Genomic DNA, 24,481 nt, shown 5'->3' with positions numbered 1-24,481 from the left:
ACTCACGGTGGCCGGGTGCGGGCTGGCCTCGTACACATGTGCTATCCACAGGCTGTGGACGTGGCCTGTGAGGCCACGCGTGGCCGGCCGCGACGATAGCGTGGGGGTTCCCGGTCCAGTGGAGGCCCGATGCTCATTGCCCACCTCAGCGATCCGCATTTGACCACCGGTGCGCTCGGCGCCGAGCCGGCAGCCGGGCTGCACCGCGCGCTCGGCCGGGTGCTGGCGCTGACTCCCCGGCCCGACTGCGTGGTCATCACCGGCGACCTGGCCGACCACGGCCGCCCCGACGAGTACGCCGTGCTGCGTGAGGTGATCGGCCGGTTCCCGCTGCCGGTTCACCTGACCACCGGCAACCACGACGACCGGGAGTCGCTGCTCGACGCCTTCGGCGGCACCCCCTGGCTGGGCGGCGGCTTCTCGGCGTACTACCAGGTCGACCATCCCGGGGCGACGGTGGTGGTGCTCGACTCGCTCGTCCCCAGCGCGGACGGCGGGCGGCTCGGCGACGAGCAGCTCGGCTGGCTCGACGGGGTGCTCGCGGCGCGACCGGATGTGCCGGCCGTCGTCTGCCTGCACCATCCGCCGGTCGAGGTGGGCATCCCGGTCGCCGACGCGATCCGGCTCGCCGACGGTGACGCCCTCGCCGAGGTGCTCGTCCGGCACCCCAACGTGGTACGCGTCGCCGCCGGGCACCTGCACCGGCCGGTGACCACGACCTTCGCCGGCACGGTGCTCACCGTCGCCCCGAGCACCTGGCGGCAGGCCACGCTGACGATGAGCGGCGACGAGCAGATCGGCTGGGTCGCCGAGCCGACCGCCCTGCTGCTGCACCGGGTGACCGGTGCCGGGTGTGTCACGCACACCGTGCAGGTCAGTCACACCGCCGGCATGACCTGCGGGTTCTGATCGCACCGGTCCGCAGTGGCAGTTGAACTGCCCGCCGCCCCAGCGGGGGTCCGAGCCGGACGGTCCACAGTGGTAGTCGAATGCGTGGCCGTGACCAACCGTTCGGCCGGCTGGTCGCAGACCCGCGCCGAGCCGCGCCGCCCGGACCGGCCGCCGGATCCGAGCCGGCCGGGTGTCGATGGACGGCCGCGCGGCCGTAATCGGTTGGCACGGTGTGCGCGGGTGTTCACGTTGCCGCATCACGTCGTTAGCCTCGCTCCGTCACGCGTCGGCGTGGCAGATCCGCGCCGGCTTCCCGGCGCCGTAAGTGGGGGTAACACGCATGACCAGAAGGCTCCTCGGGCTCGTGGCCGCGCTCGCCGTTGCGGTAAGCGGTTCGCTGGCCGTCGCCACCCCGGCGCAGGCCGCCACCCCGGCCATCGAGATCACGAAGGTCTATTACGACTCGCCGGGTGTGGACAACCGCTCGAACAAAAGCCTCAACGCCGAGTGGGTGAGGCTGACCAACCGGCGTTCCAGCACCATCAACCTGAAGAACTGGACGCTGCGCGACAAGGCCAACCACGTCTACAAGTTCAGCGGGGACTTCAAGCTCGCCAAGGGTAAGAGTGTGGTCATCCACACCGGTAAGGGCACGAACACCGCCGGCCACCGCTACTGGGGCTCGGGCAACTACATCTGGAACAACACCGGCGACATCGCGTACCTGCGCAACGCCAGCGGCAAGCTGATCGACTCCTGCAAGTGGACGAAGAAGGGCAACGGCTACACCAACTGCTGAGCCGCCCGTGCTCCGGCCGACCCTTCGGGCTCGGCCGGAGCAAGCAACGGGGCGTGGAAAGCGATGCGGATCACTATCGTGGAGCGATGAGCGCGATGGTGGTCGCCCCGAGCCCGCTCCACGGGCCGATTCGGTTCGGGTGGTGGGTGTCGTGCTGAGGCGCTCGGTCCCCGTGCTGGTGGTGGCGTTGCTGCTGGCCACGCCGGTGGCGACGGCCTGGCTCATCGGCGACTTGACCGACCGGGAAGCCCGACGGCTGGCCGCCGAGGGGGTACGGCTCGACTACGCCCTACGGCCGATCAGCCTCGGCGCGACGGGCGACCGGGTGGTCGGCGTACTGGCCTGTGTGTTGGTAGTCCTCTCGCTGGCGCTGCTGATCCGCGCCACCGCCACCCGTACGCTCGATTCCCGCTGGTGGACAGTGCTCCTTGCGTTGGTGCTGGCCGGCGTGCTGATCGGCTTCGCCTGGCGGGTGATGACGGCCGGCGGGATCGGCGCCAACATCGGTGCCGGCCTCGTCGTCCTGGCCGGCGGCCCGGTGTTGCTGCTCCTCCTCATCGTCGCCGCCGTGCAGGCGTTCAGACTGCGCCGACGGGCGGCGTGATCTCCCGGGGCGGGCCCGGCTCGACCCAGGACCGGCCGCCGCGAAACTCGACTCCGGGCACGCCTTCGGCCACGCGACTGATGTCCGCCACGGCTCCGAGCGATGCCGCGATGCTGCCTCGCAGCTCGGCGGTCGCCGAATCGAGATCGTCGTCTTCCTCCGACCAGTCGAGATCCGCGTCTCGCAGTTCGGCGACAGCGCGATCAACGAGAGCTTGAGGGTCAGTGACAACCACGTCGACCCGGCAGTACAGATGCAGCGTGAGCGGTGCGGGAGGGGGCGGATGGTCCATGCCCGTCAGCATGCCGGGGTTAGCCTCGGCTTGGAAGGCGAGAATGCCAGAGGGCACATCCAGCGACTGGATGTGCCCTCTCACCTGGTCGGGGTGGCCGGATTCGAACCGACGACCTCTTCGTCCCGAACGAAGCGCGCTACCAAGCTGCGCCACACCCCGAGGCGTGCCGACAAATAGTAGCCCACCCGCCCCGGGGTTCAAACTCGGTACCCCCGGGCGGCGATCAGCGCGGGATCAGCGTGAGCAGACTGGCCTCCGGCGGGCAGGCGAAGCGGACCGGGGCGGTCGGGTGGGTGCCGAGACCGGCGGAGACGTGCAGCCAGGAGTCCGAGCCGGGCCACCGGTGCAGGCCCTTCGCCATCGACCGGGGCAGCCCGCAGTTGGTCACCAGCGCCCCCACACCGGGCACGCACACCTGGCCCCCGTGGGTGTGCCCGGCGAGCAGCAGCCCGAAGCCGTCGGCGGCCATCTCGTCGAGCAGCGCCGGCTCAGGGGAGTGGGTCAGCGCGATGGAGAGATCGGCCGAGGAAGCCACCGGGCCGGCCACCGAGGCGTAGTCGTCCCGTTCGACGTGCGGGTCGTCGACCCCCACCATGTCGATCGCCCGGCCACCGGCCTTGACCGTGACCCGCCCGTTGTTCAGGTCCGTCCAGCCGGCCCCGGTGAAGACGTCGCGCAGCTCTTCGTAGGGCAGCTCGATCCCCTCCGTGTACTCCCGGTCGGGCAGGAAGTAGCTGAACGGGTTCTTCCAGACCGGCCCGGTGTAGTCATTGGAGCCGAAGACGAACGCGCCGGGGTAGTCGAGCAGCGGTTGCAGCGCCCGCAGCACACCCGGCACCGCCCCGGGGTGGGCCATGTTGTCCCCGGTGACCACCACCAGGTCGGGGTCGAGGGCGGCCAACGACGCCACCCACTGCTGCTTGCGTAGCTGGTTGGGGGTCATGTGCAGGTCCGACAGGTGTAGTACGCGCAGCGGCTCGGTGCCGGTCGGCAGCACCGGGACGTCGAAGCGCCGGAGGGTGAACATGTTGCGCTCGACGAGCGACGCGTACGCCAGGGCGGCGGCGCCCGTCGCGACGGTGGCGGTCGCGAGCCGGAATAGTGTGCGCTTTCGCATGCCGATCAGGGTAGTTTGACCGTCCATGAGCACGCTGAAGGACCGCCTCACCGCCGACATGCGCGCCGCCCTGAAGGCCCGCGACGAGCTGACCACCTCCACCCTGCGGATGGCCCTGGCCGCCGTCGGCACCGCCGAGGTCTCCGGCAAGGCCAAACGCGAACTCAGCGACGACGAGGTGCTGGCCGTGCTGACCAAGGAGGCCAAGAAGCGTCGGGAGGCCGCGACCGCCTTCGCCGACGCGGGCCGCGCCGAGCAGGCCGCCAAGGAGACCGCCGAGGGCGAGGTGCTGGATCGCTACCTGCCGAAGCAGCTCTCCGACGACGAGTTGACCGAGCTGGTCGCGGGGGCGCTCGCCGCGGGCGGGTTTACCGGTAAGGCACAGATGGGCCCGGCGATGAAGGCGGCCCAGGCCGCGGTGGCCGGTCGGGCCGAGGGTGGTCGGGTGGCCGGCGAGGTACGCCGCCAGCTCGGCGTCTGAGTCGCCGCCGAGCGTGATCGCTGGTACGTGAATGGGCGGGCATCCCACGAAGGGATGCCCGCCCATTTGGGGTACGCCAGCGGTGATCAGCCGCCGGGCCGGTCGTCCGGCGGGCGGCCCGGGCTGCTGGGCGGCGTGGACGGGCCGTTGCCCGGCCGACCGTTGCCGTTGCCGTTGTTGTCGGTGTTGCCGTTGCCGGCGCTGACCAGGATCGTCACGTAGCCGCCCTTGATGGTGCGGCCCTCAGGGCTGGTGCCGGCCGCGGTACCGGTCGGGCACTCGGCGGTGGTCCGACTGCTGGAGACGAGCGGCTGGAAACCGGCACCGGAGAGGCGAGACTTTGCCTGCTCGATGCTCAGGCACTTGACGCCGGGGATGGTGCGCTGGTCGCCGAGGGAGATCTTCTGACCGGGTGGGTCGAAGTTGATCCCCTTCTTGCCGTCCATGGCGGCCTTCAGCGTCTCGTAGACCGGCGGGTTGATGCCGTCGGCCGGCTTGTGCTTCATCTTGACGTTGGTCTGCGGCCAGTCCGGGTCGGCCAGGATGCCGGCCACCGCGTACTGCTTGGTCATCGCGACCAGGGAGGCGGTCTTCTCCGCGTCGGTGGTGCCGGACTTGCCGGCGATCGGCTTGCCGACGATGTAGCGCCCCTCGGCGGCGGTGCGGCTGCCGCCGCACCTGTTGCTGGAGGGGTTGTCACCCACCGGGCAACGGGCCGCGTCGACGGCCGCCCGGGCAACCTCCGTGCTGAGCCGCTTCTCGCAGCGCGGGTTGGCCACGTCGAGCTTCTTGCCGTCCAGGTCGCGGATCTCCTGCACCGGGATCGGCTCGCAGTACTTACCGTCGGCGGCCAGGGTGGCGTAGGCGTTGGCCAGCTCCAGCGGCGTGGTGTCCGTGACGCCCAGGGTGAACGAGCCCCACTGGTGGGCGGCCGCCTTGTCGTTGGCCCAGGTGTTCTCCTTGCTGACCCGGAACTGGATGCCCAGGCGCTTGGCCGCGTCGACCACGTTCTCCGCGCCGACCTGCTGCTGTAGCGGGACGAAGTACGTGTTGGTCGAGGCCGAGAAGGCGCTCCACATGTCCTTGACCCCGCCGGGCTGTTTGTTGGAGTTGGTCGGGCAGTAGAAGTGGGTGCCCGGGCAGGCAGCCGGGCTGCCGCTCCTGATGATGTATTCGGATTTGAACTGCTGCGGCGCGTTGATGGTGTAGCCGAGCGGGATGCCCTTCTCCAACGCGGCCACGATGGTGAAGATCTTGAAGACCGAGCCGGCCTGGTACCCGGTGATTCCGTCGCCACCGGTCAGCAGCGGGTTCACCGTGTTCGGATAGTTGCCGAGCTTGCCCTTGTCGCGCTGGACCGGGTCGCTGTGCGGCCGGTTCTTCGGAGCCTTCGGGTTGTCGAGCTTGTAGTTCCGGTTGGTCGACAGCGCCCGTACCCGGCCGGTGCCGGGCTCGACCACGGCGATCATCACGGCTTCCTTGGAGGTCACCGGCTTGGCCTTGCGGACCGCCTTGTCGGCGCCGTCCTGCGCCTGCTTGTCCAGCGTGGTGACGATCGTGTAGCCGCCGCTCTTGAGCCGCCGCTCCCGGTCGTACGAGGTCGAGCCGAACGTCTCCTGCGACATCCACCAGCGGTAGAAGTAGTCGCAGAAGAAGCCCCAGGCGTTCTTGTTGGCGGCGACGCAGCCGTTCGGCGCCCGCTTGCCCTTGGGCACGAGCTTGACGGCCTTGGCCGCCTCGGCCTCCTCCTTGGTGATCGCGCCGATCGTGACCATGTGGTCGATGACGTAGTCGCGCCGGGCGACCGCCTGCGGGTAGCCGCTCTTGGTGGTCGGGTCGAACGAGGTCGGCGCCTTGACCAGGCCGGCCAGCATGGCGGCCTCTTCGATCTTCAGGTCCTTCGGCGGCTTGTTGAAGTAGACCTGGCTCGCGGCGTAGACGCCGTATGCCCCGTTGCCGAAGGCGGCGAGGTTGAGGTAGCGCTCCAGGATCTCGTCCTTGGACATTTCCTTGTCCAGTTGGATGGCGTACCGCATCTCGCGCAGCTTGCGGGCGCTGGTGTCCTCGGTGGCGGCGACCACGTCGGCCGGGTGGGTCGCCGAGTACGCGATGGCCATCCGGACGTACTGCATGGTCAGCGTCGAGGCGCCCTGCCGGTCGTTGGTGGCGGAGCTGTTGTTGACGAAAGCCCGGGCGACGCCGTTGAGGTCGACCCCGTTGTGCTTGTAGAACTGGTGGTCCTCGGCGGCAATGATCGCCTTCTGCATGTAGGGCGAGATGTCGGCGAGTTTCACCTCTCGCCGGTTCTCGTCGTACATGGTGGCCAGTGGTGTCTTGCCGTCCGAGGCAAGTAGATAACTGATCTGGGGTGCGCGGGCCACGGTCAGTTCCTTCGGCAGCGCGCCGAAGGTATCCGCGCCGGCCTTGGCGGCCAGGCCCGACATCGCCACCGCGGGGAATGCCGCCGCAGCCACCACCACGCCAGCCAACAGCCCACAGATGAGCAGCGATGCGGCGTTGGTCAGGACGTTATGGTCACGTTTCCGCATCCAGGTCACCTCGACAGGGTACGCGAACAGGTAACGAGGGGCGCTGGGGCGTCTTTTCCCCATTTCCTGCGCGCGCCGGCCTCGTTGTGTTAGACGCGTGGCACTGGGTGTCCGGTTGCGTGATCCGTGTCGAGTTTCCTCCTTGCGGAGGTGGCCCGCAGCGTTTTCGCGGACTCCGGTGGGGTAAGCGGCGGTCCCGAGCCCGAGAAGCCGGGAGTGTCCGTAATGATGGATTTAGCCGACAACGTTGCGTAATCGGGTAACTACAGAGCATGATGGGGGCGGCGACAGTGCCACATGTCGTCGGTGCCGCCTTTGGGGTAAGGCGCGCCGGACGACCGGGGGGAATGCCGGCTGGCCCGCGACGGCGTCGGTAGTACTGCAAGGGGGGACGTGTACAGATGGGCATGATCACTGACTGGCCGTCGCTGGCGGCGTGTCAGAACGGGGACCCGGACGCGTTGTTCGTACAGGGCGCCGAACAGAACGTGGCCAAGCGGATCTGCCGGAGCTGCCCAGTCCGGTACGAGTGCCTGGCCGACGCGCTGGACAATCGGATCGAGTTCGGCGTGTGGGGTGGCATGACCGAACGCGAACGGCGCGCGCTGCTGCGCCGCCACCCGCAGGTCACCAGCTGGCGCAAGATGTTCGAGGCGGCGATGAAGAAGAACGCCAAGGACAAGTCCGGCAAGGACAAGATCCTGGCGACCACCAGCAGTTGATCGGCGCGATCAGGAGCGGCTGATCGCCGCTGCGATCGTGCGTAGCCCGTCGACGTCGTGCACGTCGGCGGGCTGCGCCGTCACCGAGACCGTCGGCACCTGCGGGAACGCCTCGGTGAACCGCGCGGCCACCTGCTGCTCGCGTACCGCCTGCTCGGCCAGGGCGGCGTGCGCCCGCAGCACCTCGACGGTGCCCTCGTGACCGCCGGCCGCGGCCAGCCGGTCGGCGGCGGCGCGGCTCTCCGGCGCGCCCAGATCGGGCACCGCCGGGCGGTGCACCCGGTTGAGCACCAGGCCGGCGAGCGGCATGTTCTCCTCGCGCAGCCGGCCGGCGAAATAGGCGGCCTCCCGGACCGCGTCCGGCTCCGGCGCCGCGACCAGCAGAAACGCCGTCTCGCGCGCCTGCAGGATGCGGTACGTCTGCTCCGCGCGCTGCCGGAACCCGCCGAACATCGAGTCGAGCGCGGCCACGAAACCGGACAGGTCAGTCAGCAACTGCGCACCGATCACCTTCTGCACGATCCTGGAGAACATCCCGAAGGAGGCGGTGACGAGGCTGAACATGCTCCGCCCGCCGGTACGCGCCGGAGCCAGCAGCAGCCGCAGCATCCGTCCGTCGAGGAAGCGGGACAACCGGGCCGGTGCGTCGAGGAAGTCCAGCGCCGAGCGCGACGGCGGAGTGTCCACCACGATCAGGTCCCACTCGCCCCGGGCGTGCAACTGGCCGAGCTTCTCCATGGCCATGTACTCCTGGGTGCCGGAGAAGGTGGAACTCATCGCCTGGTAGAAGGGGTTTGCGAAGATCTCCGCGGCCTTCGCCGGATCGGTGTGCGCGAGCACCACGTCGTCGAAGGTGCGTTTCATGTCGAGCATCATGGCGTGCAGTTCGCCGCCGCTGTCCTCGACGTCGATCCCCTTGACCCGCCGGGGGGTGTTGTCCAGCTCGGTCAGGCCGAGCGACTGGGCCAGTCGTCGGGCCGGGTCGATGGTGAGCACCACCGTCCGCCGGCCGTGCCGCTCGGCCGCGCGCAGCGCGAGCGCGGCGGCCGAGGTCGTCTTGCCCACCCCACCCGCTCCGCAGCAGACCACGATCCGTACGCCCGGGTCGGCCAGGATCTGGTCGACGTCCAGCGGCGGCGCGGCGTTGTCGGAAGGCACCAATCGAGCGTATCGGGCCGACCCGGCCAACGCGCCAGGCCGAGGTCAGGTGTGAGTCAATCGCCGGGTACGAGAGCCGCGACGAGGACGTCCAGCCCGGTGCGGTCCACCCCGTCGGGCAGGAACGGCAGCTCCACCAGGGGCACGCCCAGCTCCACCAGGTCGGCGCGCAGCGAATCCTCCAACTCCCGGCGGATGACCTGGTCGCGCGCCTCCTCGTGCAGGCCGGCGACGATCCGCCGGTCGGCCGGCAGTCCGGCGGCGCGCAGCCCCCGGCCCAGCTCAGCCTCGGTGACCAGCCGTCCCGCCGGCAGCGGCGGCCGGGCCCCGTTGACGATCACCCGGCCCACCCCGAAGCCCAGCGAGGTCAGTTCGTCGATCGCGTCGACCGTCTCCTGCACCGGCATCTCCTCGAGCAGGGTCACCACGTGCACCGCGGTTATCGGCGAGCGCAGCAGTGCCGAGACCCCCTCGCTCTGGGTCTTGATCGGGCCGACCTTGGCCAGCCGGGCGGTTTCGGCGGTCACGTTCAGGAAGCGGCCGATGCGACCGGTGGGCGGGGCGTCCAGCACCACCGCGTCGTACACCCGCCGCTTGTCGACCGCCCGGGTGGTGGCCTCCTTGAGCTTGCCGGTGAGCAGCACGTCGCGCAGCCCGGGGGCGATGGTGGTGGCGAAGTCGATCGCGCCGAGCTTGCGCAGCGCCCGGCCGGCCGCGCCGAGCTTGTAGAACATGTCCAGGTATTCGAGCAGCGCCTCCTCGGCGTCCACCGCCAGCGCGCACACCTCGCCGCCGCCCGGCGCGTCGGCCAGGTGCCGTTCGGCGTACGGCAGTGGCTCGGTGCCGAAGAGCTGGGCGATGCCCTGGCGCCCCTCCACCTCGACCAGCAGCGTGCGCCGCCCACCGGCGGCCAGGCCCAGGGCCAGGGCGGCAGCCACGCTGGTCTTGCCCGTGCCCCCCTTGCCGGTCACCACGTGCAGGCGGGCGGGCCAATCGGTGCCGGCCCGGTCAGCCGGGCGCTGCGCTGCTCCCACCTGTCGAGCCTATCCAGGCGACGAGGTCAGGCGACCTCGCAGACCCACCAGCCGGATTTGCGGATCACCGTGAAGCGCAGGTTCTGGTCGGCGATCTTCTCGTCCGCGGTGGTCACCGTCACCGTGGTGGTGACGGTGGCGCGGTCTCCGGTCTCGTTGTCCACCTTCGGGGTGTCCCAGCGGAACCGGGGGTTCTGGTAGGTCGAGGCGTATTTCTCGATCTCGGCGACCTTTGCCCGGATCTTGTCGTGGTCCCGGGAGGCGGTGCAGACCAGCTTGGCCGCCTTGGCCGCGTCCTGCTCCTGGTAGACCGCGGTGAGGAACTCGTCGACCGCCACCGACGGCTCCCGCGCGCCCTCGCCGGACTCGGTGTTGCGCAAGGTGAGGAAGGCGGCCACGCCGCCACCGGCGCAGAGCAGCAGGACCACCGCCAGGGCGATCGAGGCCATCAGGGCACCGCGTTTGGCGGGCGGGCCGGCCGGCGCCTGGTACGGCGGATATCCGGGCGGGGGCGGCGGGACCGACGGACCCTGGGCGCCGTCCGGGCCGGACTGGTCCGCCGGAAGGTCCGTGGGGCCGGTCGCACCGCCGGCGGGTGGCTGGGTCATCGCGTCCCCCCGGGTGCGCCGCATCGCCGCGCGGGGCGGCGAGCGTGGGATGGGTGGCCGGGCTGAGCGCCCGTCCAGACCGGAAGGGTAGCGGGCCGGCTGCCCCGTGCGGAGAGCCCGGTGTCCCCCGGGCGGAACGGCGCGACCAGTTCCCGCTGGTCGGGTGTCGCAAATGTGACCGAATGCCATCGGCCGTGCGCGTCCTGTTGATGGGACCAGCGCACCGTCCTACCGTCGCTCCGGCACGCCCGGGCCGGGTCGGGTGCAGCGGCTCCGGACCGGCGGGCGGCGCCGTGACCAGGTACGACGCCCGGAGGCAGTGCATGCGCGACACGGACAACACCCCTCGAGCCCAGTTCCCGGTGGGGGCACGAGGGGACAGCCGGATGGCCGGCGGTGACTCCCCCGGCCGGCTGCCGGTCAACGAGCGGTCGTACCGGCGGCCCGCCGAAGCGGCCAGCGCCGGAGAACCGGCCGGAGGGCGGGACGAGGAGGGCCCCGGGTACGTCATCCACCTGCCCATTCGGGTGACCGACCTGGCCGCCGCGACCGCGCTGGCCGGCCGGGTGGCGACCTCGCTGAATTTCCTGCCCGAGCTGGACGCCGGTGAGACCGAGGTGTCGACGGCGGACGACCAGAACAACCGGCACCGGGTCTTCTGCGACCTGCTGCTGCCCGACCGCACGCGTTGCCCCCAGCCGTGCGACCACAACGGCCCCTGCGGTGAACGGCCGGCCGCGCCGGAGCCGCGCCCCGCGTCTGAGCAGCGTCCCGCGTCCCGGCCGGCCGGTGGACCGTAGGCTGTGCCCCGAAGTGTCCACGCCACCGAGGGAGCCCTCCACCGATGCAGAAGTGGGAATACGCCACGGTCCCGCTGCTGGTCCACGCGACCAAGCAGATCCTCGACAACTGGGGTGAGGACGGCTGGGAACTCGTCTCCGTCGTCCCCGGGCCGAACCCGGAGCAGCTGGTCGCCTACCTGAAGCGACCCAAGGCATGAGCGAGCGGAGCGAGCGAATCATCAGGCTCGGCGCGGTGGTGCCTCAGGACGGCACGGAACGCAGTGGAGTGCCGGCATGAGCAACGGACCGCACGGGAAGCTGGCGGAACTCGGGCTGGAACTGCCGGAGGTGGTTCCGCCGGTGGCGAGCTACGTGCCGGCGGTGCAGTCGGGGCAGCACGTGTACGTCTCCGGGCAGCTGCCGATGGCCGAGGGCAAGCTGCTGGCCACCGGCAAGGTCGGCGCCGGCGTCTCCGCCGAGCAGGCCAAGCAGCTCGCCCAGCGATGCGCCCTGAACGCGCTCGCCGCGATCGACTCGCTGGTCGGTCTGGAGAACGTCGTCAAGATCGTGAAGCTGACCGGCTTCGTCGCCAGCGCACCCGGCTTCACCGGCCAGCCCGCCGTCATCAACGGCGCCTCGGACCTGTTCGGCGCCGTCTTCGGCGAGGCCGGCCGGCACGCCCGCAGCGCGGTCGGCGTCGCCGAACTCCCGCTGGACGCCCCGGTCGAGGTCGAGGTCATCGTCGAGGTCTCCTGACCTATCGCGATCTTGCAGTTTCCGTCCGGACGAAAGCCCCCTCGGGAGGGCGAATCGGGAACCGAAACTGCAAGATCGCGGGGCCGCGCCCGTGGGGTCGTACGATCGCAGCCATGGGAGGGCATGTGACGGGGGCGGTGAGCGCCCTCGCCAGCGAACTGCCGGATTGGGTGACGTTGCTGCGCGCGCCCAACCCGGGGCCGATGACGCTCGACGGCACCAATACCTGGCTGCTGCGGGCCCCCGGCGCGGCGCACGGTGTTCTCGTCGATCCGGGCCCGGCCGACGAGGCGCACCTGGCGGCGATCGTCGCGCGGGGGCCGATCGGTTTGGTGCTGATCACCCACGGGCACCCGGACCACACCGAGGGCGCTCCGCGCCTGCACGAACTGCTCGACGGGGTGCCGGTGCGGGCGGCCGACCCCACGCACAGCATCGGCGGCCCGCCGCTCGACGGCGGTGCCCTGGACGGGCACGGCCTGGACGTCCGGCTCGTGCCGACCCCCGGGCACACCGCCGACTCGGTCTGCTTCCTGGTCGAGCACGGCGACCGGCGGGTGGTGCTGACCGGCGACACCATCCTGGGCCGCGGCACCACCGTGGTCGCCCACCCCGACGGCCACCTCGGCGACTACCTGGCCAGCCTGGAACTGCTCTCGACGTACCGCGGGATTCCGGCGCTGCCGGGGCACGGCCCGGCGCTGGCCGACTGCGGTGCCGCCGCCGACTTCTACCTCGCCCACCGCCGCGGCCGGCTCGACCAGGTCCGGGCGGCGCTGGACGAGGGCGCGCAGACCGCCGCCGACGTGGTCGCGAAGGTCTACGCAGACGTGGACCGGTCGCTCTGGTGGGCGGCGGAGTGGTCCGTCCGCGCCCAACTGGAGTACCTGGGCCGGGAATCCGACGGCGGCAGCTCGGGGTTGGACCGACCGTGACCTGCCCGGTGTGCGGAACCGTCGCCGTGCCCGGCGCCCGGTTCTGCCACAACTGTGGGGCCGCGCTGCCGGCCGCCGCCACCCTGCCCGCCGCCGAGCGCCGGGTGGTCACCGTGCTCTTCGGCGACCTGTCCGACTTCACCTCCTGGTCGGAGGACCTCGACCCGGAACGCGTCGGCGCGGTCACCGACCGGGTGCTGGCCGCCCTCGCCGGGGCGGTCAAGACCTTCGGCGGGCACGTCGACAAGCTGACCGGTGACGGGATCATGGCGGTCTTCGGCGCCCCCGTGGCACACGAGGACGACGCCGAGCGTGCCGTCCGCGCCGCGTTGTCCATGCAGCGGGCGGTCCGCCGGGTGCTCGACGACGAGCGGGGCGGCGGCGCGCCGCTGGGCCTGCGGGTCGGGCTGAACACCGGCGACGTGATCGCCGGCATCCAGGCCGCCATCGAGTACACGGTCATCGGCGACACCGTGAACACCGCCGCCCGGCTGGCCGACGCCGCCGCCGTCGGCGCCGTGTACGCCGGTGCGCGTACCGCCGCGGCTACCCGGCACGTGGCCAGCTGGCGGGCGCTGCGCCCGTTGCGGCTCAAGGGCAAGCGCGAGCCGGTCGAGGCGTACGAACTGCTCGGCCTGCTGGACGCCCCGGGCACCCGCTCCGGCCTCGGTGACGAGGCGCCCTTCGTCGGCCGGGAGACCGAGATCGGCCGAGTCGCCGGCCGGCTGGCCGAGGTGATCGACCGGGGCGAGTCGCGGGTGCTGCTGATGACCGCCGAGGCGGGCATCGGCAAGTCCCGGTTCGCCGCCGAGGTGGAACGCCTCGCCGCCGGCTATGACGTGGGCGCCGGGCGGTACGCCGCGCACACCGGTGCCCGGGTGCTCTCGGTGCGCTGCGCCGCGTTCGGCGAGCGCCGCCGGCTCGCCCCCCTCGCCGACCTGGTGCGCGCCGCGACGGGTCTGCCCAACGACGCGGCCACCGCGGTCACCCGCCCGGCGGTCGAGGAGCGGCTGCGCCGGCTCGGGCAGCGGCTCAGCCGGGCCCGCACCGACCAGCCCGCCCCGGTCGCCGTCGACCAACTGCTGGCCCTGCTCGGGTACGCCGAGCTGCCCAGCCCCACCGACCCGGTCGAGTGGAGCAGCGCCCAGCCGCCGGCCGACGCGGACGCGGTGCCCAACGCCGTGGCCGACCTGCTCAGCGCGCTCGCCGCGGAGGCGCCGCTGATGGTGGTCGTGGACGACCTGCACGACGCCACCCCGGAGACCATCCGGGCGCTGGAGGTGACCCTGTCCCGGCTCACCGGCCCGGTGCTGGTGCTGCTGCTCGGGCGGCCCGAGTTGGTGCGTACCGCCGGAACCCTGACCCGGGTCGCGGACGCCGAGGTGCAACCGCTGCCGCCGATGCGCGGCGCGGACGCCGCCCGGCTGCTCACCAGCTACCTCGGCGGCGGACGGCTGCCCCAGTCCGACACCGACCGGCTGCTGGCCACCGCCCAGGGCAACCCGTTCTACCTGGCCGAACTGGTCACCCTGCTGATGGAGCGCGGCGCACTGACCGCCGGGATGGGCAACGGCTGGCGGCTGGCGCCCGGCTCGCTCGGCAGCCGGCTGCTCTCCCGCGACCTCGCCGCGGTGCTCGCCGCCCGAATCGACGCCCTGCCCGCCGAGGCCCGTTCGGTGCTGCGGGACGCCTCGGTGGTCGGCGACACCGTGCCCGACGGCGCGCTGGAGGCGCTGCGGGAACAGCGGACCGGTCGGGACGGCCGGCCGGCCGCGGTGGTCGCGGTCGAGCTGGAACGGGCGGTGGATGAACTGCTGCAACGCCGGATGCTGCACCGCACCCGCACCGGCTACGCCTTCGCCACCCCGCTGATGCGGGAGGCGGCGTACGCCGGGATCAGCAAGGCGGACCTGGCCGAACGGCACGCCGCGCTGGCCCGTTGGGCCGCGCCGCGGGACGGCACCCCAGGCGGCTCGGGCGGCTTCACCGAGGTGGCCCGGGACGACTTCGTGGCCGGGCACGTCGAGCGGGCGACCCGGCTGGCCGACGCGGTCACGCTGCGGCCGGACGCGCCGGCCCGAGCGGTCGCACCGCTGGGCGTTGCCGCCCTCGGCCGGGCCGCGCGCCGGTCACTGCACGCGGGTGAACCGGCGCTCGCCGTCGAGTACGCCGAACGCGCCGCCGAGCTGGCCCGGGGCGACGTACCGGCCGTCGACCGGGTGGTGCACGCCCGGGCGCTGCTCCAGGTCGGCCGGGCCGCCGACGCGCTGGCCTTTGCCGAGAAGATCGCCGCGAACGCCGGGGACCAGGCGGCGACGCGGACCAGTGCCCTGCTGCTCGCCGGGCAGGCTCAGCAGGTGATGGGCGACCTGCGGCGGGCAGAGTCCTGCTGGCGGGAGGCGTTGCAGGTGGCCACCGACGCCGACCTGCCCTCGCTACGCGCCTCGGCGATGCGCCGGTTGGGCATGGCGGACTTCCTCGCCGGCCGGCTCGGCCAGGCGAGCAGCCGGCTGGCGGCGTCGTACCAGCTCAGCTTGGCGGTGCAGGACCGCCGTGGGCAGGCGTGGTCGTTGCAGAACCTGGCCTGGGTGACCACCACCCGGGGCGACTTCGCCGGTACGGACGCGGTGCTCGGCCGGGCCGCCCGGCTCTTCGCCGAGCTGAAGGACCCGTACGGGCGGGCGTGGCTGCGCGGCACCACCGCGTTCGCCCGGCTGCTCGCCGGCCGGTTGCGCGACTCACGCCGGCTGGCCCGGATCTTCCTGCCGTTCGGCGAGCGGGTCGGCGAGGCGTGGGCGGTGGGCACCCTGCGGGCGGTCGACGCGTACGCCAACGCGGAACTGGGCGACCTGGCCGACGCCGACCGGGAGGCCCGCCGGGCGTACCGGGACTTCGCCGCCGCATCGGACGACTGGGGGCAGGGCTTCGCCCTGGTGGTCCGCGGGGTGGTCGCCCGGGGGCTGGGCGAGCCGGAGCACGCCGCCGACCTGCTCACCGACGCGCTGTCGTACGCGCACCGGACCGCCCACCCGCTGCTCACCGGGATGGCCGGCACGCTGCGCGGTTTCGTGGCACTGGACATGGGCGACGTGGCCGCCGCCGAACGCGACGCCCGGGCGGTGCTGACCACCGTGGAGCCACACAACCCGCAGGCACCGGCGCAGGTTGCCCCTCGGGTGCTGCTGGCCACGGCCCGGCTGGCGGCCGGTGACTCCGGCACCGCGGTCGGGCTGCTCGCCCCGGTCGCCACCGCCGCCGCGACCACCCCCTCGCTGCTGTTCTCCCGGCGGCAGTCGATGGCGCGCTACGCCTCGGCCCTGCTCGCCCACGGGCAGCGCGAGCAGGCGCTGGACTGGGCCCGCCGAGCGGTGAACGCGCCGGCCGAGGACGTCCGTAGCCAGGTGATCGCGGCGAGTGTGCTCGCCGAGGCGCTGGCCGCCTGCGGCCAGCCGCAGGAGGCGTTGGCCAGCGCCGAGGAGGCCGTCCGCCTGGCGTACGGCACCGAACAGCGCAGCGAGCGGGCTGCCGCCGAGGAACTGTGGGCCCGTCTCCGCAGCACCTGACCGTCCACCTCCGTACGCGCCTCTTCTCGCTTCCCGCATGATCGTGCTCGATCCGGGACGCCGGGGTCAGGTCTGTCGGTTTCGGGGATGTGGCCTGTCGGGGGTGGCCGCTAGCGTGGCATTTGCACGCGGAGGTCACTATGGACAGCCGTGCCGTCAAAGGGGAGGGCCCAGATGAGGCTGCCGCGTTCGGTCGCGGGTTGGACGATCGCGGTGTTCGGCGTGTTGGCGCTGGTGATGGGCGCGGTGGGGCTGCTCTGGCCGGAGGCGCTGCTGGGGATGCTCGGCTTCGAGATACCGGAAACCCGCGCACCTGGCGACTACACCGGCGTGTTCGTGACTGCGTCGTCGATGGCCTCGTTCAACATGGGGGTCTACTACCTGCTCGCCACCGCGACCGAGTGGCGCGCGTTCTACCGCTTCACGGTGGTGTTCCGGCTGGTCACGTTCACCGTGTTCACCCTCGCGGTGCTGGCGGACGTCGCACCCGGCCGGTTCTTCGGGGTGGCGGCCTGGGAGGGCGTGGGCGCGCTGGCCACCGCCGCCGGGCTCTGGTGGGACGCCCGCCGGTCGGCCCCGTCCGGTGACGGTGACGGTCCGGTGGCCTTGGCCGGTGAGCCGCTGCCGGGCGACCGGCGTGGCGCCGGGACGCCGGGCGCGGGGCCGGCCACCGATGCGGTTCACTGAGCGACCGGTCGGGTTGGGTATTTTCGAGGCTGTGACCGACACTCCGCCCGGCGCTCTGCCGACGCCCATTGTGCCCGGTCTGACCGATTTGCAGGTCTTTGCCCGGGGTGGGTACGCGACGGTCTACCGGGCCACGCAGATCTCCGTGGGTCGGGAGGTCGCGGTCAAGGTGGAAAATCGCACCCTGGCCAGCGACCGGGACCAGGCGCGCTTCCTGCGCGAGGCGCGGGCGGCCGGCCGGATGTCGTCCCACCCGCACGTGGTCGACCTGTTCGACGTCGGCGTCACCATCGACCAGCACCCCTACCTGATCATGGAGCTCTGCGACGGGTCGTACGCCGAGCGGATGCGGACCTCGCCGTTGGGGGCCGCCGAGGCCCGGGACCTCGGCGTCAAGATCGCGGACGCGCTGGCCCACTCGCACGGCGCCGGCGTGCTGCACCGCGACGTGAAGCCGGCCAACATCCTCTACTCGCACTTCAACTCGGCAGTGCTGGCCGATTTCGGGCTGGCCGTGGTCGCCGAGATGCGGGATGCTTCCGTCGCCCTGGAGGTGCTCACGCCGGCGTACGCGCCGCCGGAGATGTTCAGCCACAGCCCACCGTCGCCGGCTGTCGACGTGTACGCGCTCTGCGCCACGCTCTACGCGGTCATGCACGGGCGACCGCCCCGCTGGCAGGCCGAGCGTAATCCCAGCCTGGTCACCGTGCTGGAGATGTTCCACCAGCCGATTCCCAGCCTGCCCGGTATTCCGGACGCCCTGGTCGACGTGCTCCGCGCCGGCATGGCCAACGACCCGGGAGATCGGCCCTCCGCCGCGGAACTGCACGACCTGCTCGCCAACCTGCCGCTGGAAGGTCCGGGAGCCTCGGCGGGTGGGACGACCGTCCCCGTCGGCGGTGTCACCTCCGCCGGCCGGTACGACACCGGCCCTTCGCAGCGGGCCGCCGTGCCCAGCGCCGAGGCCGCCTTCGGTGGCTCCACCGGCCGGCGCCGACGGCGGCGCTGGTTCCTCGGCGCGGCCGGTGTGGTCGCGTTGGCCGCCTCGGCAGGTGTCGGCGCCTGGGCGGCCGGTGGCGCCCCGGTGCCACAACCCACCACGCTGCCCCGGCCGGCGGTGACCGGCGTGCTCCGTCCGGGCTGCGCCACCCTGCCCGATGCGCTTCCGAACGGTGCCCAGTGCGCAGCGGAGTTGGAGTGCTTCGGGCCGGTGCAGGTGCGCGGTCAGCGGGCCACGGCCAGCCGGGTGCCGTGCGACACCTGGCACACCTGGGAGAGCTACGCCGAGGGGGAGTTGCCCGCCGCCCTGGCCGACGCCGACCACGAGGAGATAGTCGCGGATCCGAGCGTGCGTCGGGTCTGCAACGAGGAGACCTTCCGGCTGGTCAGCGGGATCCGCCAGCCGGCCGGGTGGAACCTGGAGGTGCTGCCGCCGACCGACCGGGACGTCGACGCCAAGTACCGGTGTCTGGCCGGGCGGGGCCTGGACGGGCTCGCCTCGCCCACCCTCACCAGTCGCTGACGACCCGGCCGTACGCCGGCACCGTGCTCACCGGTGGCTGTCTCCGCGGTGATACCGCTCGCGCATCGAACGGACCGCGTCCCGGTCGCCCAGCGTCTCCAGCGTGTCCGCGTCGATGCCGGGCGGCTGGGTCTCGGGGTGCCGGCTGGGCTGGCCCGGATCCTGCGAGTCGTCGGCGTCGTGCTGCCGGGCGGCGGTGGCCGCCACCCCGGCGACGGTGGCGAGCAGGACGCAGAGCAGGGCCATCGCCACCCCCAGCAGATCCTGCCGGCGCCCGACGACGAGCGTCGCCAGCAGCCAGAACGCCAGGAGTCCCGCGACCACCGCCAGCGTCCGCGCGTCGGGTCGGGGAAACCGTCTCATGCGTCCAGAATGTCGGAGATTGTCGATCTGTCAATAGCGCTTGCGTCGCCGGAAAGTAACAGCTGGTAATAAGAGCGTCCGGGATGACGAGGTCGTTACATCGGCGCGCATTTTGTCGGCTTTGGGATGCTGTTCGGGCCTCATCCATTGCCCGACATCTCTAGAGTGGCGATGGTCGAGTGTCGACTCGACGTATCCCGTACCCCACCGGAAGGCGTCCACATGCCACGACCACTCCGGGCCCTGGCCGCAGCAGGACTCGCCGGCGTACTCCTCGCCGGGGTGGCGGTCGCACCCGCCACCGCAGCTCCCACCACGGTCGGCAGCAAGGCCCCGACCTTCTCGCACCGCACCAGCAAGCTGGAACAACAGCGGGTCGACCGCGTGCCCACGCCCAAACTGGACTGGTATCAGTGCTACAGCCACGCCGAGTGCGCCACCGTCAAGCTGCCGCTGGACTACGACAAGCCCAAGGGGGCAACAACTGAGATCGCGGTGCTGCGGGTCAAGGCGCGGGATCAGAAGCGCAAGATCGGCAGCCTCTTCCTCAACCCCGGCGGACCCGGCGGCTCGGGCACCGACTTCGCCCTCTTCGCGCCGTGGTTCCTCGGCGACGAGGTGCTCGACCGGTTCGACGTGATCGGCGTCGACCCGCGTGGCGTCAACGCCAGCGAGCAGGTCAAATGCTTCAAGTCGGTGAAGGACCAGACCCGGGCGTACGAGGGACTCAACGTCGCTTTCCCATACACCAAGAAGGAGGAGAAGGCGTACGTTGCCGCTTCGAAGGCGGTCGGCAAGGCCTGCTCGACCACCGGCAAGCCGCTCAGCGGCGCGATGTCGACCGCCCAGGTCGCCCGCGACATGGACGTGCTGCGCCGGGCGGTCGGCGACAAGAAGCTGAACTATCTGGGCTTCAGCTACGGCAGCGTGCTCGGGCAGTACTACGCGAACATGTTCCCCGACCGGGTCCGTGCCCTGGTGATCGACGGGGTGCTGGACCCGACGGCGTGGTTCGGCAAGGGCAAGGAAGGCAACCTCCTCCAGGAGGACCGGATGCGCAGCGCGCAGGGGGCCACCAAGGCGCTGCGCGAGATCCTGAAGCGGTGCAAGGCCGTGGGTGTGCCCGCCTGCCCGCTGGCCTCCGGTGACCCGGCCGCCCAGTTCGAGCTGCTGACCAAGCGGCTGAAGGCCAAGCCGCTGGTGGTCGACGACCCGGAACTCGGCAGCTTCACCCTCACCTACGCCGACTACATCTCCTTCGTTCTCAGCATCATGTACAGCCCGTACGGCTACGAGCTCACGTATCTGGCCGCCGACCTGCTGGTGATGACCGACCCGTCGGCGGCCAAGGCGGTTCGCGAGCGGGCCCGCGCCAAGGTGCTCCAGGCGACCGCCCAAGCCAGGAAGCAGGCCCGCGCCTACGACTTCCCGTACGACAACAGCCTGGAGACCTTCCTCGGCGTGGACTGCACTGACGCGAACCACCCGAAGAACGCCGCCTCGTGGCCGGCCCGGGCGGCCAAGGCCGACCAGCGCGACAAGTACTTCGGTCGGCTCTGGGCCTGGATCAGCGCGCCCTGCGCCCGGGACACCTGGACGGTGCGTGACGAGGACCGGTACACCGGCCCGTTCAACCGGCGGACCGCCAACCCGGTCCTGGTCGTCGGCAACTACTGGGACCCGGCCACCAACTACAAGGGCGCGGTCGCCTCGGCCAAGCTGCTGCCGAACAGTCGCCTGCTGTCCAGCGACAGCTGGGGGCACACCGCGTACGGCACGTCGGCCTGCGTGACCGGGGCGATCGACGCGTACCTGCTCCGGCTGACGCTGCCGAAGAAGGGCAAGGTCTGCGTCGGTGACGTCCAGCCGTTCGAGGATCTGCTGGAGCCGGAGGCGGCCGTGCGGGCCGACTCGTCCAAGAGCGACCTGGCCGCTCAGGGCGCGCCGCGCCGCGGCGCACCCAAGCAGCTGCCGCCGGTGGTCGCGCCGCTGCCGGGCGTCGGTTCGCTGACGTTCCGCTGAACAAGCCGGGGTACGGCGTGCAGTCACCCGCCCGCCGTACCCCGGGCCCACCTGTCGCTGCGGCGCGCTCCAGACTGTTGGCCAAGCGGCGCCCACCGGCCTGAGCCGCCCTTAGTACGACTTGTCCTGGCCGAGGACGTGTTGGGCGACGAAGTTGAGGATCATCTCGCGGCTGACCGGGGCGATCCGGCCCGCCCGTACCGCGCCGAGCAGGGTGGCCACGCCGTACTCGGTGGTCATGCCGGCGCCACCGAGGGCCTGGACGGCGGTGTCGACGGCGAGCGCGGCGGCGTCGGCGGAGGCGTACTTGGCCATGTTGGCGGAGACGCCGGCCTCCAGGTCACGGCCGGCGTCGTAGAGCACCGCCGCCTTCTGGATCATCAGCCGGGCCAGCTCCACCTGCACGGCTGCGTGCGCCAGCGGATGCGACACGCCCTGGTGGGTACCGATCGTGCGCCCGCCCCACACCGCACGGGTCGCCGTGTAGTCCGACGCGCGCTCGATGGCGTACCGGCCGGTGCCGGCGCCCATCGCGGCGACGGTGATGCGTTCCGGGTTGAGGCCGGAGAAGAGGGCCGGGAGGCCGGCGTCCAGGGATTCGCCGACCAGCGCGTCGGCGGGCAGCCGCACCTCGTCCAGGTAGAGCAGAAACTGGTTCTCCGGAGACAGGATCTCCATGTCCAGCTTTGACCAGGTCAGCCCGGCCGCGTCAGTCGGGACGATGAACAGCGCCGGCTTCAGTTTGCCGGAGGCGGAATCCCCGGTGCGGGCCACCACGAGGACATGGTTGGCGTTGTCGACCCCGGAGATGTAGCACTTGCGGCCGGAGATGACCCAGTCGTCGCCGTCGCGGCGGGCGACCGTGCCGAGGCGGTGGAAGTTCGAGCCGGCCTCCGGCTCGGTGATCGCGAAGACGATCTTCTGGGAGCCGTCGGCCAGGCCGGGCAGGTGGCGCTTGCGCTGCTCCTCGGTGCCGTGCTTGTTGATCACGGTGGCGGCGATGGCGGGGGAGACGACGAGCAGCAGCAGCGGGCAGCCGGCGGCGGCCAGTTCCTCGCAGACGATGGCCAACTCGGTGATGCCGCCGCCCCCGCCGCCGTACTCGGTGGGGATGTTGACGCCGAGGTAGCCCAGCCGGCCCGCCTCGTGCCACAGCTCGGTGGTGTGCTCGCCGGCCTTGGCCTTCTCGACGAAGTAGCGGTGGCCGTACCGCCGGCCCAGCGACCGGACGGCGTCGCGGAGCTGGTCCTGCTCGGGGCTGAGGTCGAAGTTCATGATGGTGTCTCCTCAAAAGGGTTGACCACGGCCAGCACGACACCCGTCTCGACCTGCCCACCGGCTGGCACCGGCAGCTCGGCGACCACGCCGTCGGTCGGGGCGAGCACGGGGTGTTCCAGCTTCATCGCTTCCAGGGTCAGCAGCGGGTCACCGGCGGCGACCCGCTGGCCGACCACGACGTGCATCCGGGTCACCGCGCCGGGCAGCGGGGCGAGCAGCGACCCGGCCGCCAGCTCCGCGGTCGGCAGGGGGAAGCGCGGCAGCTCGACCAGGCTCGCCGCGCCGTACGGGCCGTCCACGAAGACCTCCGACCCAGCCCGGTGTACGCGGTACACCTGCCGCACCCCGTCGACGTCGAGCACGACGTGCTCCGGGATGGCCTCGAGCAGGGTGACGACCGGGGACGGCGCGACCCTGGCGGCCTCGGTGGCCTCGGCAGGCTCGCGGGCGGTGCCGGACCCGGCGACCGGCGATGCCGACCATTCGGCGAGCGCGCCGGTGCGGTCCAGCCGGTAGCGGACCTCGATCTCGCCGTCCGGCCCGTCAAAGCGGGCGACCTGCGGGAAGGCGGGCACGTTCCGCCAACCGGAAGGCAGTCCGGCCAGCACCGGCGCGGCGGCCCGGCGGGCTGCCGCCGAGGCGAGCGCCGCCGCGAGCGCGACCACGGAAAGCTGCGCGACCGGCAGTAGTGGGGCGAAGAGCTCGGGGTGTCGATCGAGGAAGCCGGTGTCGAACTCGAACGCGCCGAACTGCCGGCTGCGCAGCACCCGGACCAGCAGGTCGCGGTTGGTCGCCACGCCGTGGATCTCGGCCCGGGCCAGCGAGCTGGCCAGCATCCGGGCGGCCTCGTCCCGGGTCCGCCCCCAGGCGGTCACCTTGGCCAGCATCGAGTCGTAGTGCACGCCGATCACCGAGCCGTCCTGCACGCCGGAGTCGAGCCGCAGGCCCCGTGTCGGGGTGAACTCGCCGGCCACCCCGGGAATCGTGAACCGGTGCAGGGTGCCGGTCGCCGGGCGGAAGCCCTGGGCCGGCTCCTCGGCGCAGAGGCGCACCTCGATCGCGTGACCCTCGACCGGCGGTGTTGCCGCCAGCGGCAGGGGTGAACCCTCGGCGACCAGCAGTTGCAGCCGGACCAGGTCCAGCCCGGTGACCGCCTCGGTGACCGGGTGTTCCACCTGGAGGCGGGTGTTCATCTCCAGGAAGTGGAACTCGCCGTCCGGGGCGAGCAGGAACTCCACCGTGCCCGCGCCGACGTAGTCGACCGCTCGGCCGGCGGCCACCGCCGCCTCGTGCAGCCGCTCCCGCAACTCCGGCGCGACGACCGCCGGTGCCTCCTCGACGATCTTCTGGTGCCGGCGCTGGATCGAGCAGTCCCGCTCGCCGAGGGCCAGCACAGCACCGTGCCGGTCGCCGATGATCTGCACCTCGACGTGGCGGCCCCGCTCGACGTACCGCTCGATGAAGACCGTGCCGTCGCCGAACGCCGACGCCGCCTCGCGGCGCGCGCTCGCGATCGCCTCGGCGAGCCCGGCGGCGTCCCGGACGATCCGCATGCCGCGACCGCCGCCGCCGGCGGACGCCTTCACCAGCACCGGGAAGTCGGTGACCTGCTCCCCGGCGGTCCAGGTGGGCAGCATCGGCACGCCCGCGTCGGCGAGCAGTGCCTTGGCGGCCAGCTTGTCGCCCATCGCGGCGATCGCCTTCGCCGGCGGGCCGACCCAGGTCAGGCCGGCATCGGTCACCGCCGCGGCGAAGTCGGCGTTCTCGGCGAGGAAGCCGTAGCCGGGGTGTACGGCGTCCGCGCCGGACTTGCGGGCCGCGTCCAGGAGCGCCTCGATCCGCAGGTACGTCTCGGCGGGCGTGTTCCCCGGCAGGCGGACCGCCTGGTCGGCCTCGGCGACGAAGGGCGCGTCGGTGTCCGCGTCGGAGTGCACAGCCACCGTCTCGACGCCGAGTGCGCGGCAGGTGGCGAAGACCCGGCGGGCGATCTCCCCCCGGTTGGCCACGAGCAGTCTCGTGATCATGTGAGCTGAGCCTGCCTTTCGTTCGCGACTGCGGTGCTCCGCTTTGCTGCGTTCCTCGCGCTCACGGGGATCACATCCGGAAGACGCCGAAGCCGTCGGCGCCCTTGACCGGTGCGTTGTGGATCGCCGACAGGCAGAGCCCGAGGACGGAACGGGTGTCCCGGGGGTCGATCACCCCGTCGTCGTACAGCCGCCCGGAGAGGAACAGGGCGCCGGACTGGGACTCGATCTGCTGCTCGACCATCATCCGCATCGCCGCGTCGGACTCCTCGTCGAATTCGCGGCCCCGCG

22 protein-coding genes, 1 tRNA gene and 1 pseudogene are annotated in these 24,481 nt (G+C 72.0%); 13 read left to right on the top strand and 11 right to left on the bottom strand.

What is annotated here, in order from left to right:
* The first annotated feature begins 129 nt into the window (after positions 1 to 129).
* From AB0M52_RS05245 to AB0M52_RS05235, 3 genes are all read left to right on the top strand, one after another.
* Entirely contained in the window at positions 130 to 909 is a 780-nt protein-coding gene (locus AB0M52_RS05245) for a phosphodiesterase (protein WP_363949128.1), read from the top strand.
* A gap of 322 nt (positions 910 to 1,231) precedes the next feature.
* Complete coding sequence (locus AB0M52_RS05240; RefSeq protein ID WP_363949126.1) at positions 1,232 to 1,690, top strand: lamin tail domain-containing protein; 459 nt, start codon at positions 1,232 to 1,234, stop codon at positions 1,688 to 1,690.
* A 151-nt stretch (positions 1,691 to 1,841) separates the two neighbouring features.
* The gene (locus AB0M52_RS05235; RefSeq protein WP_363949123.1) at positions 1,842 to 2,294 is read left to right on the top strand and encodes a hypothetical protein; all 453 of its coding nucleotides are present in this window, start codon (positions 1,842 to 1,844) and stop codon (positions 2,292 to 2,294) included.
* Here the strand turns inward: AB0M52_RS05235 and AB0M52_RS05230 are convergent.
* From AB0M52_RS05230 to AB0M52_RS05220, 3 genes are all read right to left on the bottom strand, one after another.
* Positions 2,269 to 2,670, bottom strand: coding sequence for a hypothetical protein (locus tag AB0M52_RS05230; RefSeq protein WP_363949121.1), 402 nt, complete (start codon positions 2,668 to 2,670; stop codon positions 2,269 to 2,271). The two genes, AB0M52_RS05235 and AB0M52_RS05230, sit on opposite strands and share 26 nt — an antisense overlap.
* Position 2,671: 1 nt before the next feature.
* Positions 2,672 to 2,748, bottom strand: a tRNA-Pro gene (locus AB0M52_RS05225).
* A gap of 64 nt (positions 2,749 to 2,812) precedes the next feature.
* Positions 2,813 to 3,706 (bottom strand): metallophosphoesterase, encoded by an 894-nt coding sequence (locus AB0M52_RS05220; RefSeq protein ID WP_363949118.1) that lies wholly within the window; start codon positions 3,704 to 3,706, stop codon positions 2,813 to 2,815.
* Positions 3,707 to 3,731: 25 nt separating this feature from the next.
* Between AB0M52_RS05220 and AB0M52_RS05215 the strand changes: the two genes are divergently transcribed.
* The gene (locus AB0M52_RS05215) at positions 3,732 to 4,187 is read left to right on the top strand and encodes a GatB/YqeY domain-containing protein (protein WP_363949115.1); all 456 of its coding nucleotides are present in this window, start codon (positions 3,732 to 3,734) and stop codon (positions 4,185 to 4,187) included.
* Positions 4,188 to 4,273: 86 nt separating this feature from the next.
* Here AB0M52_RS05215 and AB0M52_RS05210 read toward each other — a convergent pair whose 3' ends face one another.
* Complete coding sequence (locus tag AB0M52_RS05210) at positions 4,274 to 6,736, bottom strand: transglycosylase domain-containing protein (protein ID WP_363949112.1); 2,463 nt, start codon at positions 6,734 to 6,736, stop codon at positions 4,274 to 4,276.
* Positions 6,737 to 7,137: 401 nt separating this feature from the next.
* On the opposite strand from AB0M52_RS05210, the gene AB0M52_RS05205 reads away from it, so the two are divergent.
* Entirely contained in the window at positions 7,138 to 7,458 is a 321-nt protein-coding gene (locus AB0M52_RS05205) for a WhiB family transcriptional regulator (RefSeq protein ID WP_363949110.1), read from the top strand.
* Positions 7,459 to 7,467: 9 nt separating this feature from the next.
* Here the strand turns inward: AB0M52_RS05205 and AB0M52_RS05200 are convergent, their stop codons facing one another.
* Genes AB0M52_RS05200 through AB0M52_RS05190 form a run of 3 tightly spaced genes read right to left on the bottom strand, consistent with a single transcriptional unit; the run spans position 7,468 to position 10,258 of the window.
* The gene (locus AB0M52_RS05200; RefSeq protein WP_363949108.1) at positions 7,468 to 8,619 is read right to left on the bottom strand and encodes an ArsA-related P-loop ATPase; all 1,152 of its coding nucleotides are present in this window, start codon (positions 8,617 to 8,619) and stop codon (positions 7,468 to 7,470) included.
* A 53-nt stretch (positions 8,620 to 8,672) separates the two neighbouring features.
* On the bottom strand, positions 8,673 to 9,650 hold the full coding sequence (locus AB0M52_RS05195; protein WP_363949106.1) for an ArsA-related P-loop ATPase: 978 nt from the start codon (positions 9,648 to 9,650) through the stop codon (positions 8,673 to 8,675).
* A 26-nt stretch (positions 9,651 to 9,676) separates the two neighbouring features.
* Positions 9,677 to 10,258, bottom strand: a complete 582-nt coding sequence (locus AB0M52_RS05190) for a hypothetical protein (protein WP_363949104.1) — start codon at positions 10,256 to 10,258, stop codon at positions 9,677 to 9,679.
* 323 nt (positions 10,259 to 10,581) lie between these two features.
* Here AB0M52_RS05190 and AB0M52_RS05185 point away from each other — a divergent pair, with 323 nt between their 5' ends.
* The 7 genes from AB0M52_RS05185 (at position 10,582) to AB0M52_RS05155 (ending at position 18,503) form a co-directional block, all read left to right on the top strand.
* On the top strand, positions 10,582 to 11,058 hold the full coding sequence (locus AB0M52_RS05185; protein ID WP_363949102.1) for a hypothetical protein: 477 nt from the start codon (positions 10,582 to 10,584) through the stop codon (positions 11,056 to 11,058).
* Between the two features lie 44 nt (positions 11,059 to 11,102).
* The gene (locus tag AB0M52_RS05180; protein ID WP_013736319.1) at positions 11,103 to 11,258 is read left to right on the top strand and encodes a DUF4177 domain-containing protein; all 156 of its coding nucleotides are present in this window, start codon (positions 11,103 to 11,105) and stop codon (positions 11,256 to 11,258) included.
* 76 nt (positions 11,259 to 11,334) lie between these two features.
* Complete coding sequence (locus AB0M52_RS05175) at positions 11,335 to 11,796, top strand: RidA family protein (RefSeq protein WP_363949100.1); 462 nt, start codon at positions 11,335 to 11,337, stop codon at positions 11,794 to 11,796.
* A gap of 113 nt (positions 11,797 to 11,909) precedes the next feature.
* Positions 11,910 to 12,731 (top strand): MBL fold metallo-hydrolase, encoded by an 822-nt coding sequence (locus AB0M52_RS05170; protein WP_363949098.1) that lies wholly within the window; start codon positions 11,910 to 11,912, stop codon positions 12,729 to 12,731.
* Positions 12,728 to 16,294 carry an adenylate/guanylate cyclase domain-containing protein gene (locus AB0M52_RS05165; RefSeq protein WP_363949096.1) on the top strand — a complete coding sequence of 1,189 codons (3,567 nt, stop codon included), beginning with the start codon at positions 12,728 to 12,730 and terminating at the stop codon, positions 16,292 to 16,294. The genes AB0M52_RS05170 and AB0M52_RS05165 overlap by 4 nt, the downstream gene beginning before the upstream one ends.
* Positions 16,295 to 16,468: 174 nt before the next feature.
* Entirely contained in the window at positions 16,469 to 16,981 is a 513-nt protein-coding gene (locus AB0M52_RS05160) for a hypothetical protein (protein WP_363949094.1), read from the top strand.
* 31 nt (positions 16,982 to 17,012) lie between these two features.
* On the top strand, positions 17,013 to 18,503 hold the full coding sequence (locus AB0M52_RS05155) for a serine/threonine-protein kinase (RefSeq protein ID WP_363949091.1): 1,491 nt from the start codon (positions 17,013 to 17,015) through the stop codon (positions 18,501 to 18,503).
* A gap of 27 nt (positions 18,504 to 18,530) precedes the next feature.
* Here the strand turns inward: AB0M52_RS05155 and AB0M52_RS05150 are convergent, their stop codons facing one another.
* A complete protein-coding gene (locus AB0M52_RS05150) occupies positions 18,531 to 18,866 on the bottom strand; it encodes a hypothetical protein (protein WP_363949088.1) in 336 nt (111 codons plus the stop codon).
* A 222-nt stretch (positions 18,867 to 19,088) separates the two neighbouring features.
* Here AB0M52_RS05150 and AB0M52_RS05145 point away from each other — a divergent pair, with 222 nt between their 5' ends.
* Positions 19,089 to 20,888, top strand: coding sequence for an alpha/beta hydrolase (locus AB0M52_RS05145; RefSeq protein ID WP_363949086.1), 1,800 nt, complete (start codon positions 19,089 to 19,091; stop codon positions 20,886 to 20,888).
* Positions 20,889 to 20,999: 111 nt separating this feature from the next.
* On the opposite strand, the gene AB0M52_RS05140 is transcribed toward AB0M52_RS05145, so the two are convergent.
* The 3 genes and pseudogenes from AB0M52_RS05140 to AB0M52_RS05130 form a co-directional block, all read right to left on the bottom strand.
* Positions 21,000 to 22,163, bottom strand: a complete 1,164-nt coding sequence (locus AB0M52_RS05140) for an acyl-CoA dehydrogenase (protein ID WP_363949084.1) — start codon at positions 22,161 to 22,163, stop codon at positions 21,000 to 21,002.
* Positions 22,160 to 24,190, bottom strand: a complete 2,031-nt coding sequence (locus AB0M52_RS05135) for a biotin carboxylase N-terminal domain-containing protein (RefSeq protein ID WP_363949082.1) — start codon at positions 24,188 to 24,190, stop codon at positions 22,160 to 22,162. The genes AB0M52_RS05140 and AB0M52_RS05135 overlap by 4 nt, the downstream gene beginning before the upstream one ends.
* 70 nt (positions 24,191 to 24,260) lie before the next feature.
* A pseudogene (locus AB0M52_RS05130) lies at positions 24,261 to 24,481 on the bottom strand (acyl-CoA carboxylase subunit beta); the annotation flags it as partial.

This window comes from Micromonospora sp. NPDC051296 (assembly GCF_040682255.1).
GTDB classification, from domain to species: Bacteria; Actinomycetota; Actinomycetes; order Mycobacteriales; family Micromonosporaceae; genus Micromonospora; species Micromonospora craterilacus.
Note: the sequence above shows the minus strand (reverse complement) of the source record. Positions and strands in the feature narration are given on the sequence as shown.

What these genes read in the sequence shown, in the direction of transcription:
- AB0M52_RS05245 (WP_363949128.1), top strand. Translation starts at nt 130, where the DNA reads ATGCTCATTGCCCACCTCAGCGATCCGCATTTGACCACCGGTGCGCTC.
- AB0M52_RS05240 (WP_363949126.1), top strand. Translation starts at nt 1,232, where the DNA reads ATGACCAGAAGGCTCCTCGGGCTCGTGGCCGCGCTCGCCGTTGCGGTA.
- AB0M52_RS05220 (WP_363949118.1), bottom strand. Translation starts at nt 3,706, where the DNA reads ATGCGAAAGCGCACACTATTCCGGCTCGCGACCGCCACCGTCGCGACG.
- AB0M52_RS05215 (WP_363949115.1), top strand. Translation starts at nt 3,732, where the DNA reads ATGAGCACGCTGAAGGACCGCCTCACCGCCGACATGCGCGCCGCCCTG.
- AB0M52_RS05210 (WP_363949112.1), bottom strand. Translation starts at nt 6,736, where the DNA reads ATGCGGAAACGTGACCATAACGTCCTGACCAACGCCGCATCGCTGCTC.
- AB0M52_RS05205 (WP_363949110.1), top strand. Translation starts at nt 7,138, where the DNA reads ATGGGCATGATCACTGACTGGCCGTCGCTGGCGGCGTGTCAGAACGGG.
- AB0M52_RS05190 (WP_363949104.1), bottom strand. Translation starts at nt 10,258, where the DNA reads ATGACCCAGCCACCCGCCGGCGGTGCGACCGGCCCCACGGACCTTCCG.
- AB0M52_RS05185 (WP_363949102.1), top strand. Translation starts at nt 10,582, where the DNA reads ATGCGCGACACGGACAACACCCCTCGAGCCCAGTTCCCGGTGGGGGCA.
- AB0M52_RS05180 (WP_013736319.1), top strand. Translation starts at nt 11,103, where the DNA reads ATGCAGAAGTGGGAATACGCCACGGTCCCGCTGCTGGTCCACGCGACC.
- AB0M52_RS05175 (WP_363949100.1), top strand. Translation starts at nt 11,335, where the DNA reads ATGAGCAACGGACCGCACGGGAAGCTGGCGGAACTCGGGCTGGAACTG.
- AB0M52_RS05170 (WP_363949098.1), top strand. Translation starts at nt 11,910, where the DNA reads ATGGGAGGGCATGTGACGGGGGCGGTGAGCGCCCTCGCCAGCGAACTG.
- AB0M52_RS05160 (WP_363949094.1), top strand. Translation starts at nt 16,469, where the DNA reads ATGAGGCTGCCGCGTTCGGTCGCGGGTTGGACGATCGCGGTGTTCGGC.
- AB0M52_RS05150 (WP_363949088.1), bottom strand. Translation starts at nt 18,866, where the DNA reads ATGAGACGGTTTCCCCGACCCGACGCGCGGACGCTGGCGGTGGTCGCG.
- AB0M52_RS05145 (WP_363949086.1), top strand. Translation starts at nt 19,089, where the DNA reads ATGCCACGACCACTCCGGGCCCTGGCCGCAGCAGGACTCGCCGGCGTA.
- AB0M52_RS05140 (WP_363949084.1), bottom strand. Translation starts at nt 22,163, where the DNA reads ATGAACTTCGACCTCAGCCCCGAGCAGGACCAGCTCCGCGACGCCGTC.
- AB0M52_RS05135 (WP_363949082.1), bottom strand. Translation starts at nt 24,190, where the DNA reads ATGATCACGAGACTGCTCGTGGCCAACCGGGGGGAGATCGCCCGCCGG.